The organism is Arthrobacter sp. P2b (assembly GCF_900168295.1).
Taxonomy (GTDB): domain Bacteria; phylum Actinomycetota; class Actinomycetes; order Actinomycetales; family Micrococcaceae; genus Arthrobacter.
Window position 1 is genome coordinate 60134 of the sequence record NZ_FVZL01000018.1, and the last position, 25092, is coordinate 85225.

Annotated in this window: 21 protein-coding genes and 2 pseudogenes; 14 read left to right on the forward strand and 9 right to left on the reverse strand. The window is 64.7% G+C overall.

The features are described from left to right. Window positions 1-3 precede the first annotated feature (3 nt). Window positions 4-903: an NAD(P)-dependent oxidoreductase gene (locus tag B5520_RS19085; protein ID WP_079598640.1), complete on the reverse strand. Its 900-nt coding sequence runs from the start codon at window positions 901-903 to the stop codon at window positions 4-6. A gap of 63 nt (window positions 904-966) precedes the next feature. Continuing rightward, the gene (locus B5520_RS19090; RefSeq protein WP_079598641.1) at window positions 967-2475 is read right to left on the reverse strand and encodes a four-carbon acid sugar kinase family protein; all 1509 of its coding nucleotides are present in this window, start codon (window positions 2473-2475) and stop codon (window positions 967-969) included. Between the two features lie 171 nt (window positions 2476-2646). On the opposite strand from B5520_RS19090, the gene B5520_RS19095 reads away from it, so the two are divergent. Beyond that, complete coding sequence (locus B5520_RS19095; protein WP_079598642.1) at window positions 2647-3351, forward strand: FadR/GntR family transcriptional regulator; 705 nt, start codon at window positions 2647-2649, stop codon at window positions 3349-3351. A gap of 98 nt (window positions 3352-3449) precedes the next feature. Here the strand turns inward: B5520_RS19095 and map are convergent. From map to B5520_RS19115, 4 genes and pseudogenes are all read right to left on the reverse strand, one after another. Beyond that, a pseudogene (map, locus tag B5520_RS19100) lies at window positions 3450-4216 on the reverse strand (type I methionyl aminopeptidase). A gap of 64 nt (window positions 4217-4280) precedes the next feature. Further along, a complete protein-coding gene (locus B5520_RS19105) occupies window positions 4281-5306 on the reverse strand; it encodes a LacI family DNA-binding transcriptional regulator (RefSeq protein WP_254865645.1) in 1026 nt (341 codons plus the stop codon). Between the two features lie 17 nt (window positions 5307-5323). Continuing rightward, window positions 5324-6901: a glycoside hydrolase family 43 protein gene (locus B5520_RS19110; protein WP_079598644.1), complete on the reverse strand. Its 1578-nt coding sequence runs from the start codon at window positions 6899-6901 to the stop codon at window positions 5324-5326. Continuing rightward, on the reverse strand, window positions 6898-7782 hold the full coding sequence (locus B5520_RS19115) for a DUF6807 family protein (RefSeq protein ID WP_079598645.1): 885 nt from the start codon (window positions 7780-7782) through the stop codon (window positions 6898-6900). Before B5520_RS19115 ends, B5520_RS19110 begins: the two co-directional genes overlap by 4 nt. Window positions 7783-8074: 292 nt before the next feature. Between B5520_RS19115 and B5520_RS19120 the strand changes: the two genes are divergently transcribed. The 6 genes from B5520_RS19120 to B5520_RS19145 all read left to right on the forward strand — a co-directional run bounded on the left by B5520_RS19120 (window position 8075) and on the right by B5520_RS19145 (window position 15108). Further along, window positions 8075-9379: an ABC transporter substrate-binding protein gene (locus tag B5520_RS19120; protein ID WP_079598646.1), complete on the forward strand. Its 1305-nt coding sequence runs from the start codon at window positions 8075-8077 to the stop codon at window positions 9377-9379. A 55-nt stretch (window positions 9380-9434) separates the two neighbouring features. Beyond that, window positions 9435-10388, forward strand: coding sequence for a carbohydrate ABC transporter permease (locus B5520_RS19125; RefSeq protein WP_079598647.1), 954 nt, complete (start codon window positions 9435-9437; stop codon window positions 10386-10388). Between the two features lie 9 nt (window positions 10389-10397). Further along, window positions 10398-11303 (forward strand): carbohydrate ABC transporter permease, encoded by a 906-nt coding sequence (locus B5520_RS19130; RefSeq protein ID WP_079598648.1) that lies wholly within the window; start codon window positions 10398-10400, stop codon window positions 11301-11303. Window positions 11304-11405: 102 nt separating this feature from the next. Further along, the gene (locus B5520_RS19135) at window positions 11406-13418 is read left to right on the forward strand and encodes a pectinesterase family protein (RefSeq protein ID WP_079598649.1); all 2013 of its coding nucleotides are present in this window, start codon (window positions 11406-11408) and stop codon (window positions 13416-13418) included. A 36-nt stretch (window positions 13419-13454) separates the two neighbouring features. Then, window positions 13455-14756, forward strand: a complete 1302-nt coding sequence (locus B5520_RS19140) for a pectate lyase family protein (protein WP_079598650.1) — start codon at window positions 13455-13457, stop codon at window positions 14754-14756. Window positions 14757-14895: 139 nt separating this feature from the next. After that, the gene (locus tag B5520_RS19145; RefSeq protein WP_066287620.1) at window positions 14896-15108 is read left to right on the forward strand and encodes a dodecin; all 213 of its coding nucleotides are present in this window, start codon (window positions 14896-14898) and stop codon (window positions 15106-15108) included. An 84-nt stretch (window positions 15109-15192) separates the two neighbouring features. On the opposite strand, the gene B5520_RS19150 is transcribed toward B5520_RS19145, so the two are convergent. Continuing rightward, the gene (locus B5520_RS19150; RefSeq protein WP_079598651.1) at window positions 15193-15411 is read right to left on the reverse strand and encodes a hypothetical protein; all 219 of its coding nucleotides are present in this window, start codon (window positions 15409-15411) and stop codon (window positions 15193-15195) included. A gap of 128 nt (window positions 15412-15539) precedes the next feature. Then, window positions 15540-16451 (reverse strand): helix-turn-helix transcriptional regulator, encoded by a 912-nt coding sequence (locus B5520_RS19155; protein WP_079598666.1) that lies wholly within the window; start codon window positions 16449-16451, stop codon window positions 15540-15542. A 208-nt stretch (window positions 16452-16659) separates the two neighbouring features. Between B5520_RS19155 and B5520_RS19160 the strand changes: the two genes are divergently transcribed. From B5520_RS19160 to B5520_RS22835, 7 genes and pseudogenes are all read left to right on the forward strand, one after another. Further along, window positions 16660-17481: an aldo/keto reductase gene (locus tag B5520_RS19160; protein WP_079598652.1), complete on the forward strand. Its 822-nt coding sequence runs from the start codon at window positions 16660-16662 to the stop codon at window positions 17479-17481. A gap of 69 nt (window positions 17482-17550) precedes the next feature. Then, a pseudogene (locus B5520_RS19165) lies at window positions 17551-18418 on the forward strand (aldo/keto reductase). Next, a complete protein-coding gene (locus tag B5520_RS19170; RefSeq protein ID WP_079598653.1) occupies window positions 18412-19437 on the forward strand; it encodes an NAD-dependent epimerase/dehydratase family protein in 1026 nt (341 codons plus the stop codon). The pseudogene B5520_RS19165 and the gene B5520_RS19170 overlap by 7 nt, the downstream one beginning before the upstream one ends. 147 nt (window positions 19438-19584) lie before the next feature. After that, complete coding sequence (locus tag B5520_RS19175; protein ID WP_079598654.1) at window positions 19585-22137, forward strand: rhamnogalacturonan lyase; 2553 nt, start codon at window positions 19585-19587, stop codon at window positions 22135-22137. A 28-nt stretch (window positions 22138-22165) separates the two neighbouring features. Beyond that, window positions 22166-22999, forward strand: coding sequence for an aldo/keto reductase (locus B5520_RS19180; protein ID WP_079598655.1), 834 nt, complete (start codon window positions 22166-22168; stop codon window positions 22997-22999). Window positions 23000-23132: 133 nt separating this feature from the next. Next, on the forward strand, window positions 23133-23399 hold the full coding sequence (locus B5520_RS19185) for a GlsB/YeaQ/YmgE family stress response membrane protein (protein WP_079598656.1): 267 nt from the start codon (window positions 23133-23135) through the stop codon (window positions 23397-23399). Window positions 23400-23512: 113 nt separating this feature from the next. Further along, entirely contained in the window at window positions 23513-24079 is a 567-nt protein-coding gene (locus B5520_RS22835) for a hypothetical protein (RefSeq protein WP_079598657.1), read from the forward strand. Between the two features lie 159 nt (window positions 24080-24238). Here the strand turns inward: B5520_RS22835 and B5520_RS19195 are convergent, their stop codons facing one another. Further along, window positions 24239-24844 (reverse strand): DM13 domain-containing protein, encoded by a 606-nt coding sequence (locus tag B5520_RS19195; RefSeq protein ID WP_079598658.1) that lies wholly within the window; start codon window positions 24842-24844, stop codon window positions 24239-24241. Between the last annotated feature and the right edge of the window lie 248 nt (window positions 24845-25092).

The window sequence follows — 25092 nt, forward strand, 5'->3', positions numbered from 1 at the left end:
TTGCTACTTGGTGCGCTTGGTAGGGGCGACCACCTTGATGACGGCGGAGTCATCGGCGGCGGCGAGGCCCTGGGCCTGGCCCAGGAGGTAGAGCTGCTCCGCTGCCGCAGCCACGGGGGCTGCGAGGCCGGCGGCGCGGGTGGCTTTGCCAACGATGCCCATGTCCTTGACGAAGATGTCCAGGCGGGACAGGACCTCGGCGCCTTCCTCGGTGTAGGCCTCGAGGATTCGGGGCCCACGGTTGGACAGCATGAACGAGCCGGCGGCACCGGCTTCGAGGGCGGCGAGGGTCTTGGCCTGGTCCAGTCCCAGGGCGTCCGCGAGGGCCATGGCCTCGGCTGCGGCCGCGATGTGGACACCGCAGAGGAGCTGGTTGACGGTCTTGAGGGCCTGGCCATCGCCCGGCTTGTCACCCACCACGGTCAGCGTGGAGGCCAGGAGTTCAAGGGCGGGAGCAGCCTTTTCGCGGGCTTCGGGGGAAGCGCCCACCACGATCAGCAGGTCGCCTTCGCCGGCGCGCTTGGGGCCGCCGGACAGCGGGGCGTCCACCAGTTCGACGCCGTATTCGGCCAGCTTCTCCACGGTGGCGGGGATGGCTTCGGTGCCCACGGTGCTGCCCAGGATGACCACGGCGCCGCGTTCCAGCACGGAGGCCACGCCGTTCTCGCCGAAGAGGACGTCGTTGAGCTGTTCGCCATTGCGGACGGCGAGCAGGACGGCGTCGGCGCCCTTGGCCGCTTCGCGGGCGGTAGCGAAGGTGGCGATGCCGGCTTCTTCGGCGAGCTTCAGGCGGGGTTCGGCGATGTCGAAGCCGTGGACGGTCAGCTGGCTGGCGAGGCGGGTGGCCATAGGCAGCCCCATGGCGCCGAGGCCCAGGACGGTGACGGTGTAATTGCTGGTCATGGTGTTCTCCATTGAATTGAATAGGGGCCACGCTCGCCGGGTTCCCTGGCCGAGCTTGCGAGGTTAGGGGGCGAGTGGGGATGTGTTGCTGAGCTTGCGGGTGACGTCGGCGAGGGACTGGTCGTCGCCTACGTTGCCGGCGAAGACGATGTACGGGATGCCCTTTGCGGGGCCGTCAACCGGTTCCCACAGGCTGACGATGCCGGGGAGCATGGGGCCGCGGACGATGGCGTGGCGGATTTCCAGGCCGTGGGCCGCCACGTCGGAGGAGGTGATCCCGCCCTTGGCGATGACGAACCGCGGCGGGAAGGTCTTCAGGGTCCGGTTGACCACGGCGACGACGGCTGCCGACACGGTGCGCGCGATCCGCAGGCTTTCGGCGGGGTCGTCTGTCTTGATGAGCAGGCGGCTGGTGTGCACGATGACGTCGCCGCCGCGGAGGGCCTCGACAACGGCGTCCACTGTCTGTTCCAGGTGGTTGGCGGCGGCTGCTTCATCGCCCAGCAGCTTTTCGACGTCGATCTCGATGATCCGGGCCGAGCTGTGCTGTTCGGTCAGTGCCTTGAGCTGGCGGGTGGTGACTCCTACGTGCGATCCGACGACGATCAGGCCGCCGGCCTCGGACGGTGTGTTGCCGGCGTAGGCCTCGGCTCCGGTCAGTTCGGCGCGGATGTCCTGGCCGATCCTGGCGCGGCCGAAGGGCGGGCCCACGCGGTAAAGGAGCTTCTTGCCGCGGCGCTCTGATTCTTCCAGGCCCAGGGCAAGGGCGCGGAGGTCGTTTTCGGTGACGATGTCCGCCACGACGGGGGTGGAATTGGTGGCGCCCTCGATTGCGTCGGCGATTGCGTTGGCGCTGATCTTTGCGCTCTCGGCGGGGTTCCCTGCTGCGGCACCAGCGCGGATGATGTTGAGGTCCAGGACAATCACCGAGTCCGCCGCGAAGCGGCCCTGCGACTTCTCCTGGACGTACTCGGCCATCACGGAGGTGGTGAAGCCGAAGGTGGCATCCTTGGCGAACTCGGTTTCGGAGACCGCGGTGAGCGTCCCGGCGGCGTCACCGGTGCCCCGCATGTAGTGGACGCCACCGATGGTGACGCGCCCGGCGTCGGGAAAGGCAGGGACCAGGACCACGCCGTCGGTGGTTTCGCCGCTGACTTCCTCAACGGTGGCGGCGATGACGTCGGGTTCCAGCGGGTAATGGCCGCGGAGGGTGGAATCGCTGCGGCTGACAAACCCCAGGCGCAGTGCGTCCGGCGAGCCGGCGGCGGAGAGGGCGTTGCGGACCACTTCCCCGTTCCGGGCGGCTGCTTCGGCCGGATCGAGGCTGCGGGTGTTGGTCAGGACATATACGGCGGGCTTGGCCTGGCCGAAGGCCCAGATGAAGTCTTCAACCTCCCAGCGGGTGAGCACGGGCAGGTCCGCCACGGACTGCGTTCCCGTGGGGTCGTCGTCGAGCACTACCAGCACCCGGGGAACCTCTGCATTGGACGCGGCCAGCGTGTCCGCAACCAGCCCCGCCGGGATCTGGATTTCAGCCGGGTAGGCGGCCAGAAGGTCTGCTTCAAGCGTCACAGTGCACTCCGTTGTGTAGTGATCCGAGGTGGCGGATCCTGATGTAAACGTATCTGTAAGATGTCTGACATCTTGCATCTGATGCTAGTGTGGCATAGGACATAAAGACGCGCAAGTAGACTTGTCCGACATATCCGCTGGGCAAGGGCGCGGGCAGGAATCGGGGGCATCATGGCAAGGAAATCGTTGGTCGGCGTCGTGGCCGACGAGCTGTTGGACCGCATCATCGAAGGCGAATTTCCGCCTGGCGCCACAGTTCCCGGGGAGCACGAACTGAGCGCGCGGCACGAGGTAAGCCGGATGACCGTGCGGGAAGCCATGAAAACCCTGCAGGCGCAGCAGATCCTCAGCGTGGAGCGGGGCCGGGGCACCTTCGTCAATCCCCTGAACCGCTGGACCTCGCTGGAAGCCGTCCTGCGGGCGGCGTCCGAGGGCAAGAACGAGGCCGAATCTTCCGTCCAGCTCATCGAACTCCGCAGGATGCTGGAGACGGGCGCCTGCGAACTGGCCGCCGGGAGGATCGCGGAGGCGGACATCGCCTCCCTGTTTTCCTACATTTCCGCCATGAAGGCAGCCCATGCCATCAATGACGTTGCCGCCTTTGTCGAGGCCGACCTTGCCTTCCACGACGTGATCCTGCGCGCCTCGGGCAACGTGTTTGTGTCCGTGCTGTTCGAGCCGCTGCACCGGGTCCTGGAAAAGCGGCGGGCAGAAACTTCGGCCGTACCGGAAATCCAGGTCCATGCCATTGGGCATCACGAGAACATCGCGGATGCACTCCAGTCCCGGGATGCAACACGGGCACGGGAGGCCATGGATGCGCACATGCAGCAGACCCTGGATGACCTGAAGAACCTGGTGCTGCCCGCCAAATAACCGGTGGCGGCGCTAACGGGGATTTGGCGCGGAACGGGCTGTGCGCGTTTAGGATGCCGACAGGTCCGTTTTCAGCGGCCCTGTTACGTCTGCGCCTGCTATGGCAGGGTGAGGATTTCGGCTCCGTCAGCGGTGATGGCGATGGTGTGCTCGGTGTGTGCCGTCCGGCAGCCCGTGGCACTTCGGAGCGTCCACCCGTCGGGGTCGGTGACGAGTTGGGCGGTATCCACCATGACCCAGGGCTCCAGGGCGAGCAGCAACCCGGGGCGGAGTTTGTATCCCCGGCCCGGCTGTCCGGTGTTGGGAACATGCGGGTCCTGGTGCATGGTCGATCCGATGCCGTGACCGCCAAACTGGGTGTTGATCGGGTACCCCGCCTCGCTGAGGACGGAGCCGATGGCATGGGAGATGTCGCCGATGCGGGCGCCGGGCCCGGCTGCGGCTATTCCTGCACTCAAGGCGCGTTCGGTTGCGCTGATCAGGGCGACGCTCTCCGCCGGCCTTGATTCGCCCACGTGAAGCTGATGGCAGCGTCTGCAGCAACTCCGGCCTTGGTGACGGCGAGATCGAGGGTCAGCAGGTCGCCGTCGGCAAGCGTGTAGTCGTGCGGCTTCCCGTGCAGCACGGCATCGTTGACGCCCGTGCAGATGTAGTGGCCGAAGGGTCCGCGTCCGAAGGAGGGCTCGTAGTCCACGTAGCAGGACGGCGCTCCGGCGTCGAGGATCATTGCCTTGGTCCACCGGTTGATGTCCAGGAGGTTGGTGCCCACCGCACTCCGGCTTTTTAGGGTCTGCAGGATGTTGGCGACCAGCGAGCCCGTCTCCTTGGCCCTGAGCAGTTCGGCGGGGTTCAGGATCTCGATCATGCGGCGGCCTTCCTTACGCAACCAATAGCTGTTCCAACCATACGGATCGGCCGGCCCGGATGCGTTACGGCGCCTGCCGCCCGGGTGGGGCCGTTGTTCCGCGGACCACCAGCTCCGTTGCCACTTCGAGGGCAGAAGGCAGCTGGGCAAGCTGCTGGTCCTGTTGTTCGGCCAGGATGCCCACCGCCATGGAGGCCAGTTGCGCCAGCGGCTGGCGGACGGTGGTGAGGGGCGGCGAGGTCAGCGCCGCCTGGGCGATGTCGTCAAAGCCCACAATGCTCAGGTCCTGCGGGACCCGCAGCGAGCGTTGCCCCGCCGCATTCATCACGCCCATGGCCTGCAGGTCGCTGCCGGTGAAGATGGCCGTGGGCGGCTCGGGCAGATCCAGCAGGTCGGCGCCAAGCCGCATGCCGGACTCAATGCTGAAGTCGCCGTCCCGCACCAGTTCGGGCAGCACGGGAAGGCCTGCCTCGTGCAGGGCTGCCGCGTAGGCCGCATACCGCGCCCGGCCGTGCCCGGGGCTGTGTTTCCGTCCCGTGATGATGCCGATGCGGCGGTGGCCCTGTTCGAGCAGATGTCCGACGGCGGTCAGCGCACCGGAGAAGGACGCGGGGCTGACGCTGGGGATGGGCAGGCCCTCGGTACCCTCCGGATCGATCGCCACCGCCGGGATTTTCAGCGTCCGAAGGGTGGTCACCAGCATGGATCCCTTCCTGGGAGCCAGCAGCAGCACCCCGTCCAGCCGGTTCACCGATGGTTCCCGCAGCTTCCGCCAGCGCTCGGCCGTGGCGTGCTCCGCCCGGGCATACGCCACCGCGTAGCCCAGGCGGTCCGCCGCGGCTTCCACGCCGGCCATGGTTTCCAGGATCCAGGGCGAATCGAAGTTGTTGACCACCAGCTGCAGCATTCCCGGCTGGCCCGCCGGAGTGTTGCGCTTGGAGTAGTCGAGTTCCTCCAGCGCCTGCTGCACCTTGGCGCGGGTAGCCTCGGAGACGTGGGTGCGTCCATTGAGCACCTTGGACACGGTGGGCACGGAGACGCCGGCAGCCGCCGCGACGTCAGCGATCTTGGGACGCGGGGTGGCGGTCAACGGTGCAGTCCTTGGGGTCATGTGGTTGCGGCGGCGAGTTGCGGGGCTGTGGCCCGGCGCACGGGCGCGGTGTCCACCCGCACGGGTCCCACGATAACACTGCCGCCTTCCTGCGATCCCAGGGGTGACGTGGCGAAGATGCCGAGCTCGGCACCGATCCACCTCCCTTCCACCACGTCAAAATTCCAGCCCTGGACTTCCCACGGTTCACCGGGGCCGGTGCGCCAGGCAAAGGTGGACCGGGGTGTGCCGTCCGTGCGGATCTGGAGCTCGATCCTCGAACCCGGCAGCATAACCCTCCGGCCCGGCGCCTGCTCGTGGGGCCCGTCTCCCCCGGTGCCGCTTCCCAGGACGTATCCCTCGGACGTCCGCACAATTCCCAGCCAGGCGTATTTTTGGCCCAGTACCACCACGCCGGCACGCGTTCCTAGCGGAACATCCTGCAGCTCAAGGGACGTGGTGAAGGTGGAGGGCGTGCCCGGGAGGATCTGCCCGAGCACGTTGGGAAGCTCCCTCAGGTTCACCGGATCGTTGGCTTTTGGCCTGAGCACAAGGTGCCCGCCCCCGCACTGGTGCGCCCAGCCGTGCTGCGGATTCGCCTGCCAGTGCCACTGCGGCCCCAGCGTCGCCGTCGAAAAATCGTCGCTGGCAGGTGGCGCTGCATCCTTCGGCGAAGTACCCGCCGGGTAGGGGTGGCTGGAGACGGGGGTGCCCGGTCCGGCGTCGGACGCCCGCGCGCCCATCCATGGCCAGCCGTCGTCATCCCAGCCCATGGGTTGCAGGTGGACCACCCTGCCGTAGGGCCCGCGGTCCTGGAAATGCAGGAACCAGTCTTCGCCACGTGGACTGGTTACCCAGGCCCCCTGGTGCGGACCGTTCACCGCGGTATCCCCCTGCTCCAGGACGCGGCGCCCTTCGTAGGGACCGAACGGGGAGCGGGAGCGGAACACCGACTGCCAGCCGGTGGCCACGCCGCCCGCCGGAGCGAAAATCCAGTACCAGCCGTCCCGCTTGTAAAACTTCGGCCCCTCCAGCGTGGTGTAGCCGGGCAGGTCCGCGCCGTTGATGACGTGTGTGCCGTGGTCCAGCAGGCGGCTGGCATCCGGGCTCATGCGGTGGACCGTGAGCCGGTTCTTGGCCCCCACCCTGCTGTGGGCCCAACCGTGGACCAGGTACGCCTGGCCGTCGTCATCCCAGAGCGGGCACGGGTCGATGAGCCCGCGTCCGGGGTAGAGCAGGTGCGGCTCGGTCCACGGACCTTCCGCCTTTTCGGCGCTCAGGACGAAGATCCCATGGTCCGGATCGGGATAGAAGATCCAGAAGCGCCCGTCGTGGTAGCGCAGGGAGGGCGCCCACACCCCGCCGCCATGGCGGACCAAGGAGTAATGGCTGGCTTGCGGCAGACGGGGAAGGGCGTGCCCGGCGTGCTCCCAGTCAACAAGGTTCCGGGAACGCAGGACGGGCAGTCCTGGCACCCGGTTGAAGCTGGAGGCGATGAGGTAGTAGACACCCCGGACCTGGACCGCGTCCGGGTCCGGCCAGTCGGCATTGAGGATCGGGTTGGTGTACACGGGGACGGCGTTTCGGGATGTCATGGTGTCCTGTCGGGAGGGCTGAGGGCCGGGATTCCGGGATGGTGCTGAAGGAGTTCCACGGCTTGTGTTGGTGTCTCCACCAGCCCGTCGTGGATGACGGCATGCAGGGACTGGGCCAGTGGGCTGGCGGCGACGGCGACGGCCTTTTCAGACCACGCGACGGCAGGTCCCGCGCCCAGGTAGCCGGCTGTCCTGACGAACCAGGGACGGAGGCTGCCGCCCTGGGCCAGGACAACACTGACCGGGGCGCCGTCGACGGTGGTGCTGATGGCCAGCCAGGGCGAACGGCTTCCGTGGGCAGCCGCAGCTCCTTCACCGTTGGCTGACAGCACCAACGGCTGGGAGCGTGGGGCCGGGAAACGCCAGAAGATCCCGCCGTAGCCGGCGCCCGCCCGTCCTTTAACGGCCGACGACGAGACCTCCAGGCGGCCGACGTTGCCGGCGGGAACCATCACCGACTCCACGGACAGGCTCCAGGTCCCCGGCTGCGGGTGGCTGAAGCAGCGGATGTTCCGCTGTTCAACGGCCACGTCCACCCCTTGCTCCGAGCGCCACACCACCGTGCCGGCGGCCCCGGTTGGGGAAGCTTCGGTTGGGGAGTCCGTCCAGCCCGAGGGCACTTGGCGCCCATGATTGGGCAATACGGCCGGGCCGTCCGGCGTGAAGGTGGAGCCGCCCCAAAAATTGGTGCCGTTGAGGTCGGCGAAGGCGATCGACAGGCCCAGATGGTGAGGATGGTCTTCCGGTGCCACCTCCGTAAGCATGGCCCCGGCCAGGGAACGGACCGGATGAAGGTATGGCCGGGGTGAGCTGTGCCCGGGAAGGTCCCGGCCGCTATGCCGGCCCACCAGGGTATTGAGATTGGGAGTTCGCTCTGCCATCAGGCCTCCTTCCTGCGAGTTGCTGCGTGGCAATGGAGAACAGCATAAGCACCGCGGAAACAATCAGCAATAGACGTAGAAAGTTTCTGATTTGTAGTGATGCAGCTTTGGAAAATTGTGTTGACAGTCACAGTCCTTCCTTGCTAGAAATCGTTTACTCACCTTTTCCTCTTGCCGAAAACCCGCGCTCCGCAACCGAAACTCAGCGGTGTCTCGCGAAAGAGAATCAGAAAGTTTCCGTTCGGATGTACCGATTGCCCATCACCGGGCAGCCACAGAAAGGCGTCATTCAATGAAGAAGACAGCAACCACCGGGGTCCCGCGCAGGATCTTCCTGGGCGCGGCCATAACAGCCGCCGGATTGGCCTTGAGCGGCTGCGGCGGTGGGTCGTCCCCGTCGGCAGGCGGGAACGTGGAACTGAACTTTGTCTACTGGGGCGACTCCAACCGGGCCAAAATGACCGACGCGGCCATCAAGATCTTTGAAGAGAAGAACCCCGGCATCACCGTCAAGAGCGAATACCAGGACAGCGGCCCCTACGCGGACAAGCTTGCTACCCGGTTCGCGGGCGGCAACCCGCCGGACGTGCTGAACATGGCGAACCGCAGCCTGCTTGAGTATGCCCAGCGCGGCACGCTGGCTGACCTAAAGTCCCTGCCTGAGATCGACCTCGCCAACATTCCCGCCACCATCCAGAGCCGTGGTGAGGTGGACGGCAAGCTGTACGGGCTGGCCACCGGCGTCACCACCATCGGCATGGTGGTCAACAAGACCATCACGGACCAGGCCGGCGTCACCATCCCCGACGACAAGACCTGGAGCTGGGAAGATTACGCAAAATTTGCCACCGAGGTGACCCAAAAAACGGGAGGAAAGATCTACGGGGCCGGGTACGACGTCGCCACTGAAACCGGACCCATCCTTTTTGCCCGGCAGCGCGGCGAGGACTTCTACACCAAGGACAACAAGCTCGGTGTCAGCGAGGAAACCATCCGTGAGTGGTTCCAGTACAGCGTGGACCTGCGGAATGCCGGCGGCTATCCCCCGGCGGGCTTCTTCGAACAAATCGGCGGCTCGCCCGCGCAGTCCTACCTCGCCAAGGGAACGGTGGCTTCCCAGATCATTCCCATCAACAACTTCAAGGGCTACAACGAGGCGTCCGGCGGAAACCTGGTGCTGCTCCGCATGCCCGGCGAAACCACCGGCGAGCGCCGCGGCTACTCCGCTGACCCGAGCATGCTGTGGTCCATCGCCGCAAAGTCCAAGCACCCCAAGGAAGCTGCCAAACTGCTGAACTTCCTCATCAATGACGCGGATGGAGCGGTGGAGACGCTGACCCAGCGCGGCGTGCCCATCAACCCTGATGTGGCCGATGCCATTAAACCCAAGCTTGGCAAGGACGACACCGCCTTCGTGGACATGGTGGCCGCCATCCAGGAAGACGAGCTTGCACCGGCCTACGTGTACCCCAAGGGCGCAAGCGTGGTGGCTGACACCCTCAAGCAGCTTGCCACCGAGGTTGAATTCGGCCGTATCACTCCGGCGGACGCCGCCAAGACCTTCCTCGAGAAGAGCAATGCAGCCATCAACAAGTAATCCGGGCCATTCCGTCCGGACAGCGCACCACCAGAAGCAGATAGGAGCCTGACGCATGTCAGTGCTGACCAAACAAGCCCCCGGCGCGGCCGCCGCCCTGGCTTCCGGAGGACCGGGGAAACTTAGAAGGGGAACTGCCCGGCGGAAGAACCAGCGCTCGGGGTACCTGTTCCTGCTGCCCTGGTTCCTGGGCATGCTGTTCACGATCATCCCGTTCTTCGCGTCCCTCTACCTGGCGTTCACGGACTACAACCTGTTCACCGAGCCGAACTTCGTGGGCCTGGCGAACTTCCAGGCCATGATCGAAGACCCCCGGCTCTGGCAGTCGCTGAAGGTCACCTTCATCTACACGTTCGTGTCCGTGCCCATCTCGCTGGCCGTTGCCCTGCTGATCGCCCTGGTGCTCAACCGGGGGCTGCAGGGGCTGGCCATCTACCGTTCCATCTACTACCTGCCTTCACTGCTGGGCGGCAGCGTGGCCATCGTGATGCTCTGGCGCTACATCTTCGGGAACGACGGCATCGTCAACGGCTTCCTGGGCCTGTTCGGGATTGCCGGGCCGGCCTGGGTTACCGACCCCGACTTCTCGCTGAGCACCCTTATTGTGCTGAATGTCTGGACCTTCGGCTCGCCCATGGTGATCTTCCTGGCAGGCCTGCGGCAGGTCCCCACCATGTACTACGAGGCAGCCTCGATTGACGGTGCGTCCAGGTGGAGGCAGTTCCGCAGCATCACCATTCCGCTGATCAGCCCCATCATCTTCTTCAACCTGATCATGCAGCTCATCGGGTCCTTCCAGACCTTCACGCAGGGTTACGTGATGAGCGGCGGAACCGGCGGACCGGCGGATTCCACCCTGTTCTACAACCTGTACCTCTACCAAAAGGGCTTCACCGAATTCGAGATGGGGTATGCCTCCGCGATGGCCTGGCTGCTGCTGATGATCATTGCGATTTTCACCGCCATCAACTTCATCGCATCCAAGTTTTGGGTCTTCTACGACAATTAAGGCAACCCCATGGCACTCCTCGAACTACCCACGAAGCGCAAACAAGACAAGCCCGCCAAGCCGAAGGACCCGGAAGACGCCCTGGCGGGGACACCCACCACCCGCTTTTCCCGCCACCTGATCCTGTGCCTGGTGGGCCTGGTGATGCTGTACCCGTTGCTCTGGCTGGTTTCCAGCTCCTTCAAACCGAGCAATGACATCTTCCGGCAGCTGGGGCTGTGGCCGGAAAACTGGGACTTCAGCAACTACGAACAGGGCTGGACGGCACTGAACCAGCCGTTCCACGTGTACCTGATCAACTCGATGATCGTGGTGGTGTTCTCGATCGTGGGCAACATCTTCTCCTGTGCCCTGGCCGCCTATGCGTTCGCACGCATGGAGTTCACGGGCCGGAAGCTTTTCTTCGCACTGATGCTGGGCACCCTGATGCTGCCCGGCCACGTGCTCCTGGTCCCGCAGTACATCATCTTCTCCCAACTCGGCTGGCTGGACACCTACCTGCCCCTGATCGTGCCGAACTTCATGGCCACCAACGCGTTCTTCATCTTCCTGATGGTCCAGTTCATGAAGGCCTTGCCGAAAGAGCTGGACGACGCCGCGCAGATCGACGGATGCGGGCCCTTCCGCACGTTCCTCCGGGTCATTTTGCCGCTGTGCGTTCCCGCCATGGCCACCACCGCCATCTTCACGTTCATCTCGACCTGGAACGAGTTCTTCGGTCCGCTGCTCTATATCCAGAACCAGGACCTCTACACCGTTCCCCTGGCGCTGCGCGCCTTCATGGACTCGGAAGGCCAAAGTATGTGGGGTCCCATGTTCGCCATGTCGGTGGTATCCATCGCCCCGATCATTGGATTCTTCATCGCGGGCCAGAAATACCTCATCAACGGCATCGCCACCACGGGTTTGAAATAGCCCGGGGCTGACGCAAGCCCCTTTCCCTTCCGCGCGCATCACTGAACACCCTATTGAACCCTGGGCTGGAGGCTGCCCGGGAACAAAACAAAGGAGTTTTGCATGAGTTTGCGACGTCTATTCGGCGCGGCTGCCGCCGTCGTTATGCTGGGAAGCCTCACGGCGGCACCAGCCCAGGCAGCACCGCCCGGTCCGGGCCAGGAAGCCGGCACACCTGCCACTACCGCCGCCAAGGCCGAAGGCACTCCGGAAGTGCTGTGGAAGCAGACACCGGACGGCTTCGCGGCGCTGCCCGGATACGGGCTGCCGGGAACAACCGGCGGCCAGTCCGGCAGGATGGTCACCGCGTCCACCATCCAGGAACTCAAGGACTATGCCGGGGCCGACGAGCCCCTGGTCATCTTCATCAGCGGCAGCCTTGCCGCCACGGACTACGTCAAGATTCCCGTCGCCGCCAACAAAAGCTTCATCGGCGTGGGCGCGGGAGCGGAAGTGGTGAATGCCGGCTTCAAACTCATCAACGTCTCCAACGTCATCTTCCGGAACTTCACCATCCGGGACTCCTACATCCCCGGCGACTGGGACGGCAAACGCCCGGACAACGACCGCGACGGCATCCAGCTGGACACCACCCACCACGTCTGGGTTGACCACATGGCCATCCAGCGGATGGGCGACGGACTGATCGACACCCGCAAGGACTCGGACCTGGTCACCTATTCGTGGAACGTGTTCTCGGACAATAACAAGGCTCTCGGCGTGGGCTGGACCGCCAACGCCGTGACCCGGATGACCATCCACCACAACTGGATCCGGAACACCACCCAGCGCAACTTCAGCCTGGACAACACTGCGGCGGCGCATGTCTACAACAACTTCCTGCAGGACATTGGCCAGTACGGCATGATGGGCCGGAACGCCGCCAAGGTGGTCCTCGAAGGCAACAGCTTCAGCGCCGTGCAGGACCCCATCGTCGCCAAGGACCCCGCCACCGAAGTAGTGAACCGGGACAACGTCTTCAACGGCACCCGCGGCCGCAAGGACAACGTGGGAGCCGCCTTCGATCCGACGCAGAACTACAGCTACCAGAAGGACGACGCCGCCCGGGTGCCGGAAATCGTGGCAGCCGGAGCGGGCCCCCGCGGGAACAGCGCCCCGAATACGACGACGGAGATCACCGTTGCCCTGGACGGCACCGGGGACTTCGGCAGCCTGCAGGCCGCCATCGGCTCGATCCCCAGCGGCAGCACGCTGCCGCGCACCATCACCGTCAAGCCCGGCACGTACCGGGAATCCGTCAATGTTTGGGCCGACCGGCCCAACCTCACCATCCAGGGCGCAACAGCCAACCCGGCCGACGTCGTCATCACCTACGACCTTCCGGCCAACGGCGTGAAGTTCTTCGGCGGCACCTGGGGCGCGGGCGGCAGCGCCACCCTCAACGTCCTCGCCGAGGGCACCACCGTCCGCAACTTGACGGTGGAAAACGCCTACGACGAAGCCGCCAACGGCGGCAGCCAGGCACTTGCGGTCCGGAGCGTGGCGGACCGTGTAACGTTCGACGGCACCCGCTTCCTGGGCAATCAGGACACCTACCTCGCAGACACCATAGGGCGGGACGCGACTGCCCGCACCTACCTCAAGGACTGCTACATCGAAGGTGACGTGGACTTCATCTACGGCCGGGGAACTGCTGTCCTGGACGGCTGCACCATCCACTCCCTGGACCGCGGCAGCAGCACGAACAACGGCTACATCGTGGCTCCAAGCACCAAGAACTCCAACCCCTACGGCATCCTGATCGTCAACAGCACCCTCACCTCTGACGCGGCGGCCGGCACCGTCAGCCTGGGCCGCCCATGGTTTGCCAGCAGCGATCCGCAGGCGCACCCCATGGCGGTCATCCGGGATTCGGTGCTGGGCAGCCATATCGCCGTCCAGGGATGGGCGGACATGAGCGGCCACTCCTGGAAGGAAGGACGGTTCGCCGAGTACAACAACTCAGGGCCGGGCGCCCAGGTGAACGAATTCCACCCGCAGCTCCCACCGGAAGACGCCCCGAAATTCACCAAGGAAACCTTCCTTGGCGACTGGACCCCGGCGGGACGTGGTTGAGATGGCCGGCAGCAAACACCCCAAGGAGCATCGACGATGATGTCCTTCCCCCTGTCCATCGTCATTGCCACCGGTCTTGCCCTCAGTTCGTCAGTTCCCGCACCAGCGCCGCATGCCGCTGACCGCAACCCGATTTCCACCGAGCTGGGGAGGCAGACTCTTGCGGCAGGTGACGGATGGGCGTCTGCCGACGGCGGCACCACCGGGGGTGCCAATGCAGCGCCGGAAGACGTGCAAAAGGTTTCAACGAGGGATGAACTTGCCGCGGCAGTGGCCGGAAACGAGCCCAAGATTGTGTACGTAGAACAGCACATCAACGCAAATGCCGCCCCGGACGGGACTCCGATCGCCTGCGAAGACTACGCCGTGGACGGCTACTCCCTGGACGCCTACCTCGCAGCGTTCGATCCCGCGCACTGGACCGGGCAGGCGTCCGGCCCCCTCGAAGATGCCCGCAAGGCATCAAGCGCCAACCAGCGGAAGCAAATCCGGATCGACGTCGGCGCCAACACAACCATCGTTGGCCTGGGCGATGTCCAGCTCACGGGCTTTACGTTGAACATTGACGGGGTTGACAACGTGATTGTCCGCAATCTACGCCTCTCCGACGCCTATGACTGCTTCCCGGGTTGGAACGGGGACACCTGGAAAACAGAGTGGGACAACCTGGTGGTGTCAGGCTCCACCCACGTGTGGCTGGACCACTTGACACTGGATGACGGCGGGACAGCCGACGCTGAGCAGCCCGAGTATTTTGGTGAGCCCTTCCTGCGGCACGACGGTCTCCTGGACGTCGTCCGCCAGGCAGACCTGGTGACCATTTCGTGGAGCAGGATGGTGGGGCATGACAAATCCCTGCTGTGGGGCAATGGCGACGGTGCCACCGGCGATCGTGGCCGCCTCCGCGTTACGCTGCACCACAACGAATTGATTGATCTTGATCAGCGCGCACCCCGGGTGCGGTTTGGGCAGGCCCATGTATATAACAACGTGTACAGGGTAACCAGCCCTGACCGCTACCAGTACTCCTGGGGCGTCGGCGTGGAGTCCAGCATCATCGCGCGGAACAATACCTTTGAGCTGGCGGCGGGCATTCCTCCTGCCCAGGTCATCCGGAACTTTGGTGGCACTGGAATAGATGAAGAGGGCACATGGGTGAACGGGCGACGTGTCAGCGTACTGGACGCCTATAACACGGCCAGTCCGGTCGAATCACTGGCTCCGGAAGTATCGGGCATACCCGGCCCGCATCTGCCCATTGAACCCGCACCGGCCGCACAAGAACGGGTTGAACGGGGAGCAGGATCCGGGCAGCTGGACCCATCCATCACGCACTGAATCGATCCTCATAGGAGAAACGACACCACGTCATATCCACAAAGGGCAGGCGGATAAGGGCTGGTCAGGGCTCTGCGAGTGCTACTAGTCTTCAAGAACGGCCCGCAACCGGGAGCAACGATGATCAAGAGGAGCGAAGTTGTCCAACCACACGTACAGCATTTCTGAAATTGTCGGCACATCGACCCAGGGAGTGGATGACGCCGTCCGCAACGGCATCGCCAAGGCATCGCAGACCCTCCGCAACCTCGACTGGTTTGAGGTGAAGGAAATCCGCGGCCACCTGGAAGAAGGCAAAATCGCTGACTGGCAGGTGACCATCAAGCTCGGTTTCCGGCTCGAAGAGCACTAGATACACCCAACTGACCCGCAGTCAAACGTCGCAAAACCTGGTTTTGACGGCGTTGGCTGCGGGTCAGTTTGGGTTAAAGCGGCGCTAGTTGGCCGAGACAGTGCCGGCTGAACGGCGGCGCCACACGGTGGGAACGCCGTCGAACGCGGGAAACACGTGCCCTTCGAAGAAGGACAGCACGGTGTGCGGGTCGTGGTCCGGGCTCCAAAGGCCGGACACCGGGCAATGCGAGCCGGTGGCCGTGGAGGAGGCGGTGCCGGCGTTACCCGCCTGGCGTTCCTTGAGCAGTGCGATGCGTTTCATCGTTGAGACCATCCTTGGTGGTGAAAAGCTTGTTTCTCCAGCCTAGGAACAGCACGATCGCCAACCAATGGACGGCTGGCCAGAATTGGCGTATTGGCTTGGCCAGATGCACAGCAGGAGTGGCGCGCTCAGGACACCTCTCCCCGTTCGACGACCGCCGCATCCGGGCTGGAAATACTGCGCTCCCCAACCGGGGCGGGGCCGGCGCCCAGGCTGGCCAGCAGCGCGAGGGCGTCCGACGACGGCGATCCAGGCCGGGCGGAGTACACCCGCAGCGTCTGGTCGGGCTCGTCCGGAAGGGCAAGGTTTTCAAAGTTCAGTTCCAGGTCGCCCACGGCCGGGTGGTGCAGCCTGACGGTCCCGGCAGACCGGGTTGCCACACGGTGCCCTGCCCACCATTGCCGGAAGTGCTCGCTGTTCACTGCGAGTTCGCCCACCAACTGGTTTGTTTGGGGGTCGTTAGGGTGCCGCCCTACGTCGATCCGAAGGGCTCCGGCGGCTTCCGCCGCCACCGTTTTCCAATCGCGGAACAAGGTCCTGGCCCCCGGATCGAGGATCAGCCAGCGGGTGAGGTTCCGTTCCCCGGCGGGAAGCGCCGCAAAGTCCGTAAAGAGAAGGAACGCCATCCGGTTGCCCGCCAGGACGTCGCTGCGACGTCCCAGCAGCATGGCCGGCACATCGCCCACAGCCTCCAGGAGGTGGCGCAGCGCCGGCCGGACACCCTGGACTGACGGGCTGCCGGGGGTGCGGGGATTGTTCGCGCAGTTCTCCAGCAGGTCCATCATGTGCGCATGCTCGCTGCTGTCCAGGCGGAGCGCCCGTGACACGGCCTCGAGCACGGCGCGTGAGGGGTGGATATTCCGGCCCTGTTCCAGTCGGACGTAGTAATCTGTGCTGACCCCTGCCAGCCGGGCCACCTCCTCGCGCCGCAGGCCGGGGACCCTGCGGGCGCCGGAGGTGGGGCCCGCTCCCGCGTCCTCCGGGCTTAGCCGGGACCGCATGGCTTTGAGGAACTTTCCGAACTCGGCGCTTTGACCCATGGTGACCATTGTGCCCGGCAAGGGTGTTCCGTTCTACAACGAAGGTAGGACTGGCAGTCCTAGGAAAAACAGGATCAGCTTTTCCTGCTGACTATGGGACAAAAACTGCATAGGCTCGATGGTGAGCCAGCGGAAACCGCTTTCTCGGCGTCGAGCAAACCGGCACCCTTCCCAGCAGCACATCACCAGCATTACGCAAGGAGCACCCATGTCAGAGCTGACACTCAACAACGGCGTCACCATCCCCCAGCTTGGCCTCGGCGTTTTCCAGGTCCCGCCCGAGGACACCCAGCGGATCGTGGAAGACGCCCTCGAAGCAGGCTACCGGCACATTGATACCGCCGCCGGCTACCGGAATGAAGCAGGCGTGGGCGCGGCGATTACCGCTACCGGCATCCCGCGTGAGGACATCTTTGTCACCACCAAGCTCCGGAACGGCGAGCAGGGCCGGGCGCAGGAGGCCTTCCAGAACAGCCGCAAGGCGCTGGGCCTGGACTTCGTGGACCTTTACCTCATCCACTGGCCGGTCCCCTCGCAGGGCCTGTACGTCCAGGCCTGGAAGGAGATGGAGCGGCTCTACGAGAACAACCAGATCCGGGCCATCGGAGTCTCCAACTTCCTCTCCGAACACCTGGACACCCTGCTTGAGTCCGCCGAGATCGTCCCCGCCGTCAACCAGATCGAACTCCACCCGAGCTACCAGCAGGCGGACCTGGCAGCAAAGTGCCGGAGCCTGGGCATCGAGGTGGAGGCCTACAGTCCGTTGGGCCGGGGCGCCGACCTCAACGGAAACGCCGTCACCACCATCGCGAATGCGCACAACGCCACCACCGCCCAGGTAGTGCTTGCATGGCACCTCGCCACCGGCAACATCGTCATCCCGAAGTCTGTCGATCCGGCCCGCATCCGGGAAAACTTCGCGGCCTCGTCCCTCGCGCTTTCCAGCGAGGAGCTCGCGGCAATCACCGCCCTCGAATCGGGGGCACGCCTCGGTTCCGATCCCGCCGTCGCCTCCTTCAGCCAGCTTTAGCCGGTCTCGGGAAGCTCAGCCACCGGTTCGGCAGGCAGTAACAGGCAGTACCACCGAAAGGATCCAACAATGCAGTACACCCATCTGGGCCGCTCCGGCCTGAAAGTCTCCCGACTCTGCCTGGGCACCATGAACTTCGGGCCGCAGACCGATGAGGCGGACGCCCACAGCATCATGGATTCCGCCCATGACAACGGCATCAATTTCTTCGACACCGCCAACGTCTACGGCGGTGCCGGGCACCGCGGGTGGACCGAGGAAATCATCGGGCGCTGGTTCGCCAAGGGCGGCGAGCGCCGTGAACACACGGTGCTGGCCACCAAGCTTTACGGCACCATGACTGACCGCCCCAATGAGTCAAAGCTGTCCGCACTCAACATCCGCCGCGCCCTGGATGCCAGCCTCAAGCGGCTGCAGACGGACTACATCGACGTCTACCAGTTCCACCACATCGACCGGGACACCCCCTGGGACGAGCCGACGGCACTACACCGGGCTGGTCAGCGAACAGTCCATCTACAACCTGTTCATGCGCCAGGTGGAACTCGAGGTCATCCCGGCCGCTCAGCAGTACGGCCTCGGCCTTATTCCATGGTCACCGCTGCAGGGCGGGCTTCTGGGCGGGGTGCTGAAGAAAGAGCGCGACGGCGTCCGCCGCACCGAGGGACGGGCAGCGGAGACGCTGAAGAAGCATGAGGACCAGATCCGCCAATACGAGGACTTTGCGGACGAACTGGGGCACGAACCCGGGGACGTGGCCCTGGCCTGGCTGCTGCACCAGCCTGCGGTCACGGCGCCCATTGTGGGTCCGCGGACGCATGAACAGCTGGACGCGGCCATCGGCGCCCTTGATGTCACCCTGGACGCCGACGCCCTCAAGCGGCTGGACGACATCTTCCCCGGGCACCGGACGGCCCCGGAAGACTACGCGTGGTAGACCCTTTGCACGCAGCCGATACGGTGGCGCCGAGGACAATCCTGTTTCTCGGCGGCACCGGGGTCATCAGCACAGCGGCGGCCGAGCTGGCCGCCGGGCTGGGCCACCGGCTGACCATCCTTAACCGGGGCCGGTCCACGCGGCCTGTCCCGGAAGGGGTGGAGGTCGTGGCCGCCGACGTCCGTGACGCAGCCTCCGTCCGGGACGTGCTGGGCGGGCGGGAGTTCGACGCCGTTGCCGACTTTATTGCGTACACTCCGGATCAGGCGCAGGCCAGCCTGGACCTGTTCAGGGGCCGGACGGGGCAGTACGTCTTCATCAGCTCCGCGTCGGCCTACCAAAAGCCGCCCTCCCGCCTGCCGATCCGGGAGTCCACCCCGCTGAAGAATCCCTTCTGGCAATATTCGCGGGACAAGATCGCGTGCGAGGAACTGCTCTACCGGGCCTACCGGGAGGAAGACTTTCCACTCACGGTGGTGCGTCCCTCGCACACCTACGACCGCACCAAGATCGCCATGGTGGGCGGCTGGACCGACATCCACCGGATGCGGTCCGGGCTGCCGGTCATGGTGCACGGCGACGGCACATCCCTCTGGACGCTCACCCACAGCCGCGACTTCGCGAAGGCCTTCGTGGGGCTGCTCGGCAGGCCGCAGGCGGTGGGTGAGAGCTACACCATCACGTCGGACGAGTACTTGCCCTGGAACCAGATCTACCGGCTGTTCGCGCGGGCCGCGGGCACCCCTGAGCCTGACCTCGTCCACGTTGCATCCGAAACCATCGCTGCTCACAGCCCTGAACTTGGCTCCAACCTGCTCGGTGACCGGTCCCATTCGGTAATTTTCGATAACACCAAGATCAAATCCTTGGTTCCGGATTACACGGCCACCATCCCCTTCGCGGACGGTGCACGCGAGATTGTTCGTTGGTATGACGCCAACCCTGGACTGCAGGTGGTGGACCGGAGCTACATGGACCTCAGCGACCGCCTTACCGGATGGGCCCGCAAGGGCGTATAACGGCGACTCCGGGCTTGGTATCGGGCGTTTCTACAACGTTCTAAATACCCCCTTCCGGCAACTCTGGCAAGGGCTTGTTTTGTACCCTCCCCCACTCTAAATTACTGGGGAAGCGTTTTCCCGTCTCACGATTGAAAGGATTCATCGATGAATCCCCACAGGACTCCCCTGCGCCTTCTCTCGGTAGGGGCCGTCGGCCTCGCACTGACCATCGGCTGCCTCGCCGCCCCTGCGTCCGCCGTCGGACCTTCCGCCAAGCCCGCCAACCCCGCCGTCCAGCTGGACCACCTCGACCGTGGACTGGTGGCCGCCGGAACGTCCGAGGGCGTCTTCCTGAGCTGGCGCCTCCTGGGGCATGAAGCCACCGGCTCCTCAGCCACCGGCCTTACCGGTACCGACTTCAACGTGTACCGCGACGGCCAGAAGCTCGCCACGGTCACCGACAGCACCAACTACCTTGACCCAGCTGGAACCGCAGCGTCGGAGTACCAGGTGCGGGCCGTCGTCGGGGGCGTTGAACTGGACCGCAGCGCAACCGCCACATCCTGGGGCGGCAACTTCAAGGACATCCCGCTGAAGAAGCCGGCCGACGGTGTCACGCCCTCCGGACAGGCCTACACCTACGCGGCCAATGACGCGTCGGTGGGCGACGTGGACGGCGACGGCCAGTACGAGTTCATCGTCAAATGGGACCCGAACAACTCCAAGGACGTCTCACAGGTGGGCTACACGGGCAACACCTACGTGGACACCTACAAAGCGGACGGCACGCTCCTGCACCGGATCCACCTGGGCGTGAACATCCGCTCCGGCGCGCACTACACGCAACTGCTGGTCAACGATTTCGACGGCGACGGGCGCGCCGAGATGATGATGAAGACCGCCCCGGGAACCAAGAGCACCAACTACAACGCGGACGGCAGCATTGCCTCCAGCGCGTTCATCACCCTGCTGCAGTCCGACGTCGACGCCGGCTACGCCAACACGGACGACTACCGGATGAGCGCGGCGGACTACTACCAGCACCTGGTCAAGACGTTCCAAGGCTGGACCGAGCACCCGGAGGTCAAGGCCGGCAACTGGCCCGCTACACTGGAGGAGGCGTTCGGCATCGCTCCCCAGTACCAATACCCACTGTCCAAGGCCGACGCGGAGGCGCTGACCAACCACTTCATGGACGTCTACGCACCCTCGCGCAGCGCCCGGAACAACCTGCGCGCCTTCGAGGGCTTCATCGTGTCCGGGCCGGAGTACCTCACCGTTTTCGAGGGCGCCACGGGCAAGGAGCTGAAGACGGTAGCCTACGAGCCCGGCAGGCACGACGACGGGTTGATGTGGGGCGACTACGCCATGGGCCGCATCGAGCCTGGCAACCGCGTGGACCGGTTCCTCGCCGGCGTCGCTTACCTCGACGGCAAGAAGCCCGCGGCGGTCTTCGCCCGCGGCTACTACACCCGCACCACCCTGGCCACCTACACCTGGGACGGGACGAACCTCTCCCCCGTGTGGAACATCGACTCGGGCTGGACACCCATGACCAACCCGTTCAACGATTCGCCGCACGGCCGCGACGGAACCGATCCGGAGTACGGGAAGCTGACCACGCAGGGCTTCCACTCGCTGAGCGCATCGGACGTGGACGGCGACGGCAAGCAGGAGATCGTCTACGGCTCCGCAACGATTGACGACGACGGCTCGCTGCTGTACAGCTCGTTCGGCACCCTGCCGGCCGGCAGCGCCGCGCCCGGCGAAGAGGCGCGGCTGGGCCACGGCGATGCGATGCACGTGACGGACATCGATCCGGCACGGCCCGGCAAGGAGATCTTCACGGTCCACGAGGGCGCCACCTACGCGCCCTACGGCTACGCCATGCGCGACGCCGCCAACGGCGAAGTGCTGTTCGGTGCCTACTCCGGCAAGGACACCGGCCGCGGCATGATCGGTGACGTGGATCCGGCCGTACCCGGCATCGAGAACTGGGCCATCGGCATGCAGTCCGCCGACGGCGACAAGCTCTCCTCCACCGGGCCCGGCACCAACATGAGCATCAAGTGGGCGGCGGACATGACCACCCAGATCATCAACGGCTCCGGAGACCAGACCCCCACCATCGACGACTGGAAGCGCGGCCGGCTGCTGACCGCGGATGGCACCCGGACCAACAACGGCACCAAGGGCACGCCCAGCCTGGTGGCGGACGTGGTGGGCGACTGGCGCGAGGAAATGCTGGTCCGCACTGCCGACAGTTCCGCCCTGCGGATGTACATGAGCACGGAAGTGACCAGCCACAAGCTGTACACGCTCATGCACGATCCGCAGTACCGCGCCGAAGTTGCCCGGCAGAACACCACCTACAACCAGCCGTCCTACACCGACTTCTATTTCGCCTCCGATATGGACTTCGCCAACGTCCCGCTGCGCGCCGCCTGGCTGCCCGGCAGCGTCAAGGCACTGGAGCACGTCCTGGAGGACCTCGTGGATTCAGGTGATGTTGCCGGACCGGTGGCCAGCCAGCTGGCTGCCAGCGTGCAGCAGGCAGGCAAGGCGGTGGAGGATGGCGACGCCGGTAAGGCCGCCCGGACCGTCCAGCGCTTTGTGGACTTCCTTGCCCAGCAGAAGGGTCCGGACACGGTATCGGACACTGCCCGGGTGGTGCTGAACCACAATGCGGAGAATATTCTCCGGGCTTTTGGGGGCTAGGACGCCTTCTACGGGAGAGACTGTTCAAATGACACTTGCACCGCTCATCAAACTCAATGACGGATACTCCATCCCGCAGCTGGGTCTTGGCACCTGGCCGCTGGATGACGATCAGGCGGCCACCGCCGTCGTGCAGGCCTTGGAAGCCGGCTACCGGCACATCGATACCGCCGTGAAGTACGGCAATGAACGCGGTGTCGGCAACGGCATCCGTGCCAGCGGCGTGGACCGATCTGACGTCTTCGTCACCACCAAGCTGGACGGCCAGTTCCAGGGCAAGGACAGGGCGGTGGAGGGCCTGGAGGGCTCGCTGAGACGGCTTGGGCTGGAGTACGTGGACCTGCTGCTGATCCATTGGCCGCTGCCTGCACGGGATGAGTACATCTCCACGTGGAAAACATTCGAACGGCTGCAGGCGGAGGGTAAAGTCCGGTCCATCGGGGTCTCAAACTTCAAGCCCGCCCACCTGGAACGGCTGATGGCGGAGACCAACGTGGTCCCGGCGGTCAACCAGATTCAGCTCACTCCGGCCATTACGCGGGCCGCCGAGCGGGAGTTCCACGAAAAGCATGGGATTGTCACCCAGTCCTACAGCCCGCTTGGCGGATCCGGGGCCAGCCTGCTGGGCGCTCCCATCCTGACGCAGCTCGCTGAAAAGCATGGAAAAACGCCCGGCCAACTGGTCCTGAGATGGCATATTCAGCATGGACTTGTAACGATTCCGAAAACTGCTGATCCGGACCGGATGAGGGAGAACCTGGACATCTTTGATTTCGCCCTGGATCCGCAGGATCTCGCGGAATTGTCCATCCTCGACGAGGGTCCCGGGGCCGGCAATGATTCCGACGTAACCGGGCACTAAAACAGGCCTGAAGTGCGCTTTTTGTTATCTTCGGGGTTGGCAAAGAGATAGTAAGCATGATTACTATTGATGCAGAAGGATGAAGTGCTTCCGGGATCCGGAGGCCTCCTTTACTTAGGAAGAGGAACGAAAAATGGGATTTATTGCATTTCTGATTCTCGGACTTATTGCTGGTGCGATCGCTAAGGCGATCCTTCCGGGCAGGCAGGGTGGCGGCTGGCTCATCACCCTCGTGCTCGGCGTCGTTGGGGCCCTCCTCGGCGGCTGGATCGGCGGCATGATCTTCGGCACCGGACTGCAGGAGTTCTTCTCCCTGCAGACGTGGCTGCTGGCCATCGGTGGCGCGCTCATCGTGCTGCTGGTGTACGGCATGATCACCAAGCGCAGCGTGCGCGGCTAACACCGCGCGCAAGCCAGGAAACCGGCCTGGGGACCACAATCCCCCAGGCCGGTTTTCACTTTCCCGGCCACGAGGCCGGAACTGAAAACCTTCTCACGGAGCAGGAGTTCATCGTGAAAAACAAACTTCTTTTGGGCGTTGGAATTGCCGCAGGCTACGTCCTGGGGTCGCGGTCCGGCCGCGCCGCTTACGACAAGCTCAAGGCGCGGGCAGCGGGCATCTGGGACAGCAAGCCTGTCCAGGACAAAGTGGCTGTTGCCACCGAAGCCATCAAGGAAAAGGCACCCGATGTTGCCGACCAGCTGACCGAGGCGGCACGACGGGCAGGCACCGTCATCGGCTCTGCCATGCACCGTGACAGCTCCCCGGGCGGCGCCAAGTCCACAACCTCCGACGACGCCACTTCCGCGGGCGCCGCCGGCACCGGTGCTGCTGGTACTTCAGGTACATCCGGCGGGTTCGGCACGTCGGGCACTGCCGGCACGACGGATACGCTCGGGACGTCAGCCACCCTTGGCACGACGGGCACCCTTGGCACGTCCGCCGGGACTACCGGTGCGGCCGGGACCTCCGGAACGCTCAGCGACACCGAGCTTGGCGAGGACCACATCCCCGCCCACAGCACACACCCGGAAACAACCAACTTGGGCACCTCCGGTGAAGCTGGCTCCAAGCCCTAGTTGAAGCCACGGCTTCCGTTTCATGACGCGGAAGCCATTCTTGACACGGGGGCTGCTGGAACTCTGTGTTACAACTGAATCGCATTGTCGGCCGTCGCGATCCTTGGGGGACGCGGCGGCCGGCGGCGTTTCCGCTGACTGGGCGCGGGTTTCCAGTCCTCAGGCCCCCAGTTCAGCAGCACCGAAAGATACGCTGAACTGCACGCACCATAAATCCACTGACCGGTACTTTGAGAGGTCCACTCCTGCGGGTATCTCATAAACCTGGTTACCTTGGTTTCCCTTAATGAGGCCCAGGTCGTAATGTTCGGCAGAGCCTGCTGTGAACCACCCATCCGTCCCCTCGACCACATGGGCGGCGCTTAACCAGACGTGCACATCGGGCCCGTTGGAGGTGTCGAGGTTTTCCAGCGTAAGGAAGCGGGAGCCATCCGGCTGCTGGACGATACGCACCGTGCCCGTCGTCGTGTGTTCGTGACTGACCAATGTGCCCACCGCCAGTTGCTGCGGACCGGCAGGCCGCGAGGACCCCTGCGCAGTGTCAGCAGAACCAGCCGGAGTTGTGGCAGGCGGCACCGGTTCGGCAACGGCGGATTGCGTCCCGGCAGGCGCACTCGCGGCGATCGGGAGCTGCTCATCCACGCGCACATCCACGAAGAGGAGCCAGGGCTTGAACACCACAAGCCCAATCACCACGCCCAGGCTGGCAACCGCCACTGTCAGCGCCCACAGCCGCCGGCGGCCAGGACTATTGGTTCTGCGCATGCCTTCATGGTCCGCGCATTGGTTCATTGAAGCAACGAGGCCACGATGGTCCAACCAGCGATTCAAACAGCCACACCAACAGATTTAGGACCCGCTGCTCTCGCAATCCGGTCAGTTCTGGTGAAGTGACGGAGGGATGACAGCCGGATGCATCCGGTTTTCCACATAGCGGCTTTGGGCCGGATGTTTTGTCAGTGGTCACTGGCAGAGTTGTCCCATGGAGGCCATTGGGGAGCAGTTTGCGGAGT

Coding starts and splice junctions, on each gene's coding strand:
- B5520_RS19085 (WP_079598640.1), bottom strand. CDS start 903: ATGACCAGCAATTACACCGTCACCGTCCTGGGCCTCGGCGCCATGGGG.
- B5520_RS19095 (WP_079598642.1), top strand. CDS start 2,647: ATGGCAAGGAAATCGTTGGTCGGCGTCGTGGCCGACGAGCTGTTGGAC.
- B5520_RS19110 (WP_079598644.1), bottom strand. CDS start 6,901: ATGACATCCCGAAACGCCGTCCCCGTGTACACCAACCCGATCCTCAAT.
- B5520_RS19115 (WP_079598645.1), bottom strand. CDS start 7,782: ATGGCAGAGCGAACTCCCAATCTCAATACCCTGGTGGGCCGGCATAGC.
- B5520_RS19120 (WP_079598646.1), top strand. CDS start 8,075: ATGAAGAAGACAGCAACCACCGGGGTCCCGCGCAGGATCTTCCTGGGC.
- B5520_RS19125 (WP_079598647.1), top strand. CDS start 9,435: ATGTCAGTGCTGACCAAACAAGCCCCCGGCGCGGCCGCCGCCCTGGCT.
- B5520_RS19130 (WP_079598648.1), top strand. CDS start 10,398: ATGGCACTCCTCGAACTACCCACGAAGCGCAAACAAGACAAGCCCGCC.
- B5520_RS19135 (WP_079598649.1), top strand. CDS start 11,406: ATGAGTTTGCGACGTCTATTCGGCGCGGCTGCCGCCGTCGTTATGCTG.
- B5520_RS19140 (WP_079598650.1), top strand. CDS start 13,455: ATGATGTCCTTCCCCCTGTCCATCGTCATTGCCACCGGTCTTGCCCTC.
- B5520_RS19150 (WP_079598651.1), bottom strand. CDS start 15,411: ATGAAACGCATCGCACTGCTCAAGGAACGCCAGGCGGGTAACGCCGGC.
- B5520_RS19155 (WP_079598666.1), bottom strand. CDS start 16,451: ATGGGTCAAAGCGCCGAGTTCGGAAAGTTCCTCAAAGCCATGCGGTCC.
- B5520_RS19160 (WP_079598652.1), top strand. CDS start 16,660: ATGTCAGAGCTGACACTCAACAACGGCGTCACCATCCCCCAGCTTGGC.
- B5520_RS19175 (WP_079598654.1), top strand. CDS start 19,585: ATGAATCCCCACAGGACTCCCCTGCGCCTTCTCTCGGTAGGGGCCGTC.
- B5520_RS19180 (WP_079598655.1), top strand. CDS start 22,166: ATGACACTTGCACCGCTCATCAAACTCAATGACGGATACTCCATCCCG.
- B5520_RS19185 (WP_079598656.1), top strand. CDS start 23,133: ATGGGATTTATTGCATTTCTGATTCTCGGACTTATTGCTGGTGCGATC.
- B5520_RS19195 (WP_079598658.1), bottom strand. CDS start 24,844: ATGCGCAGAACCAATAGTCCTGGCCGCCGGCGGCTGTGGGCGCTGACA.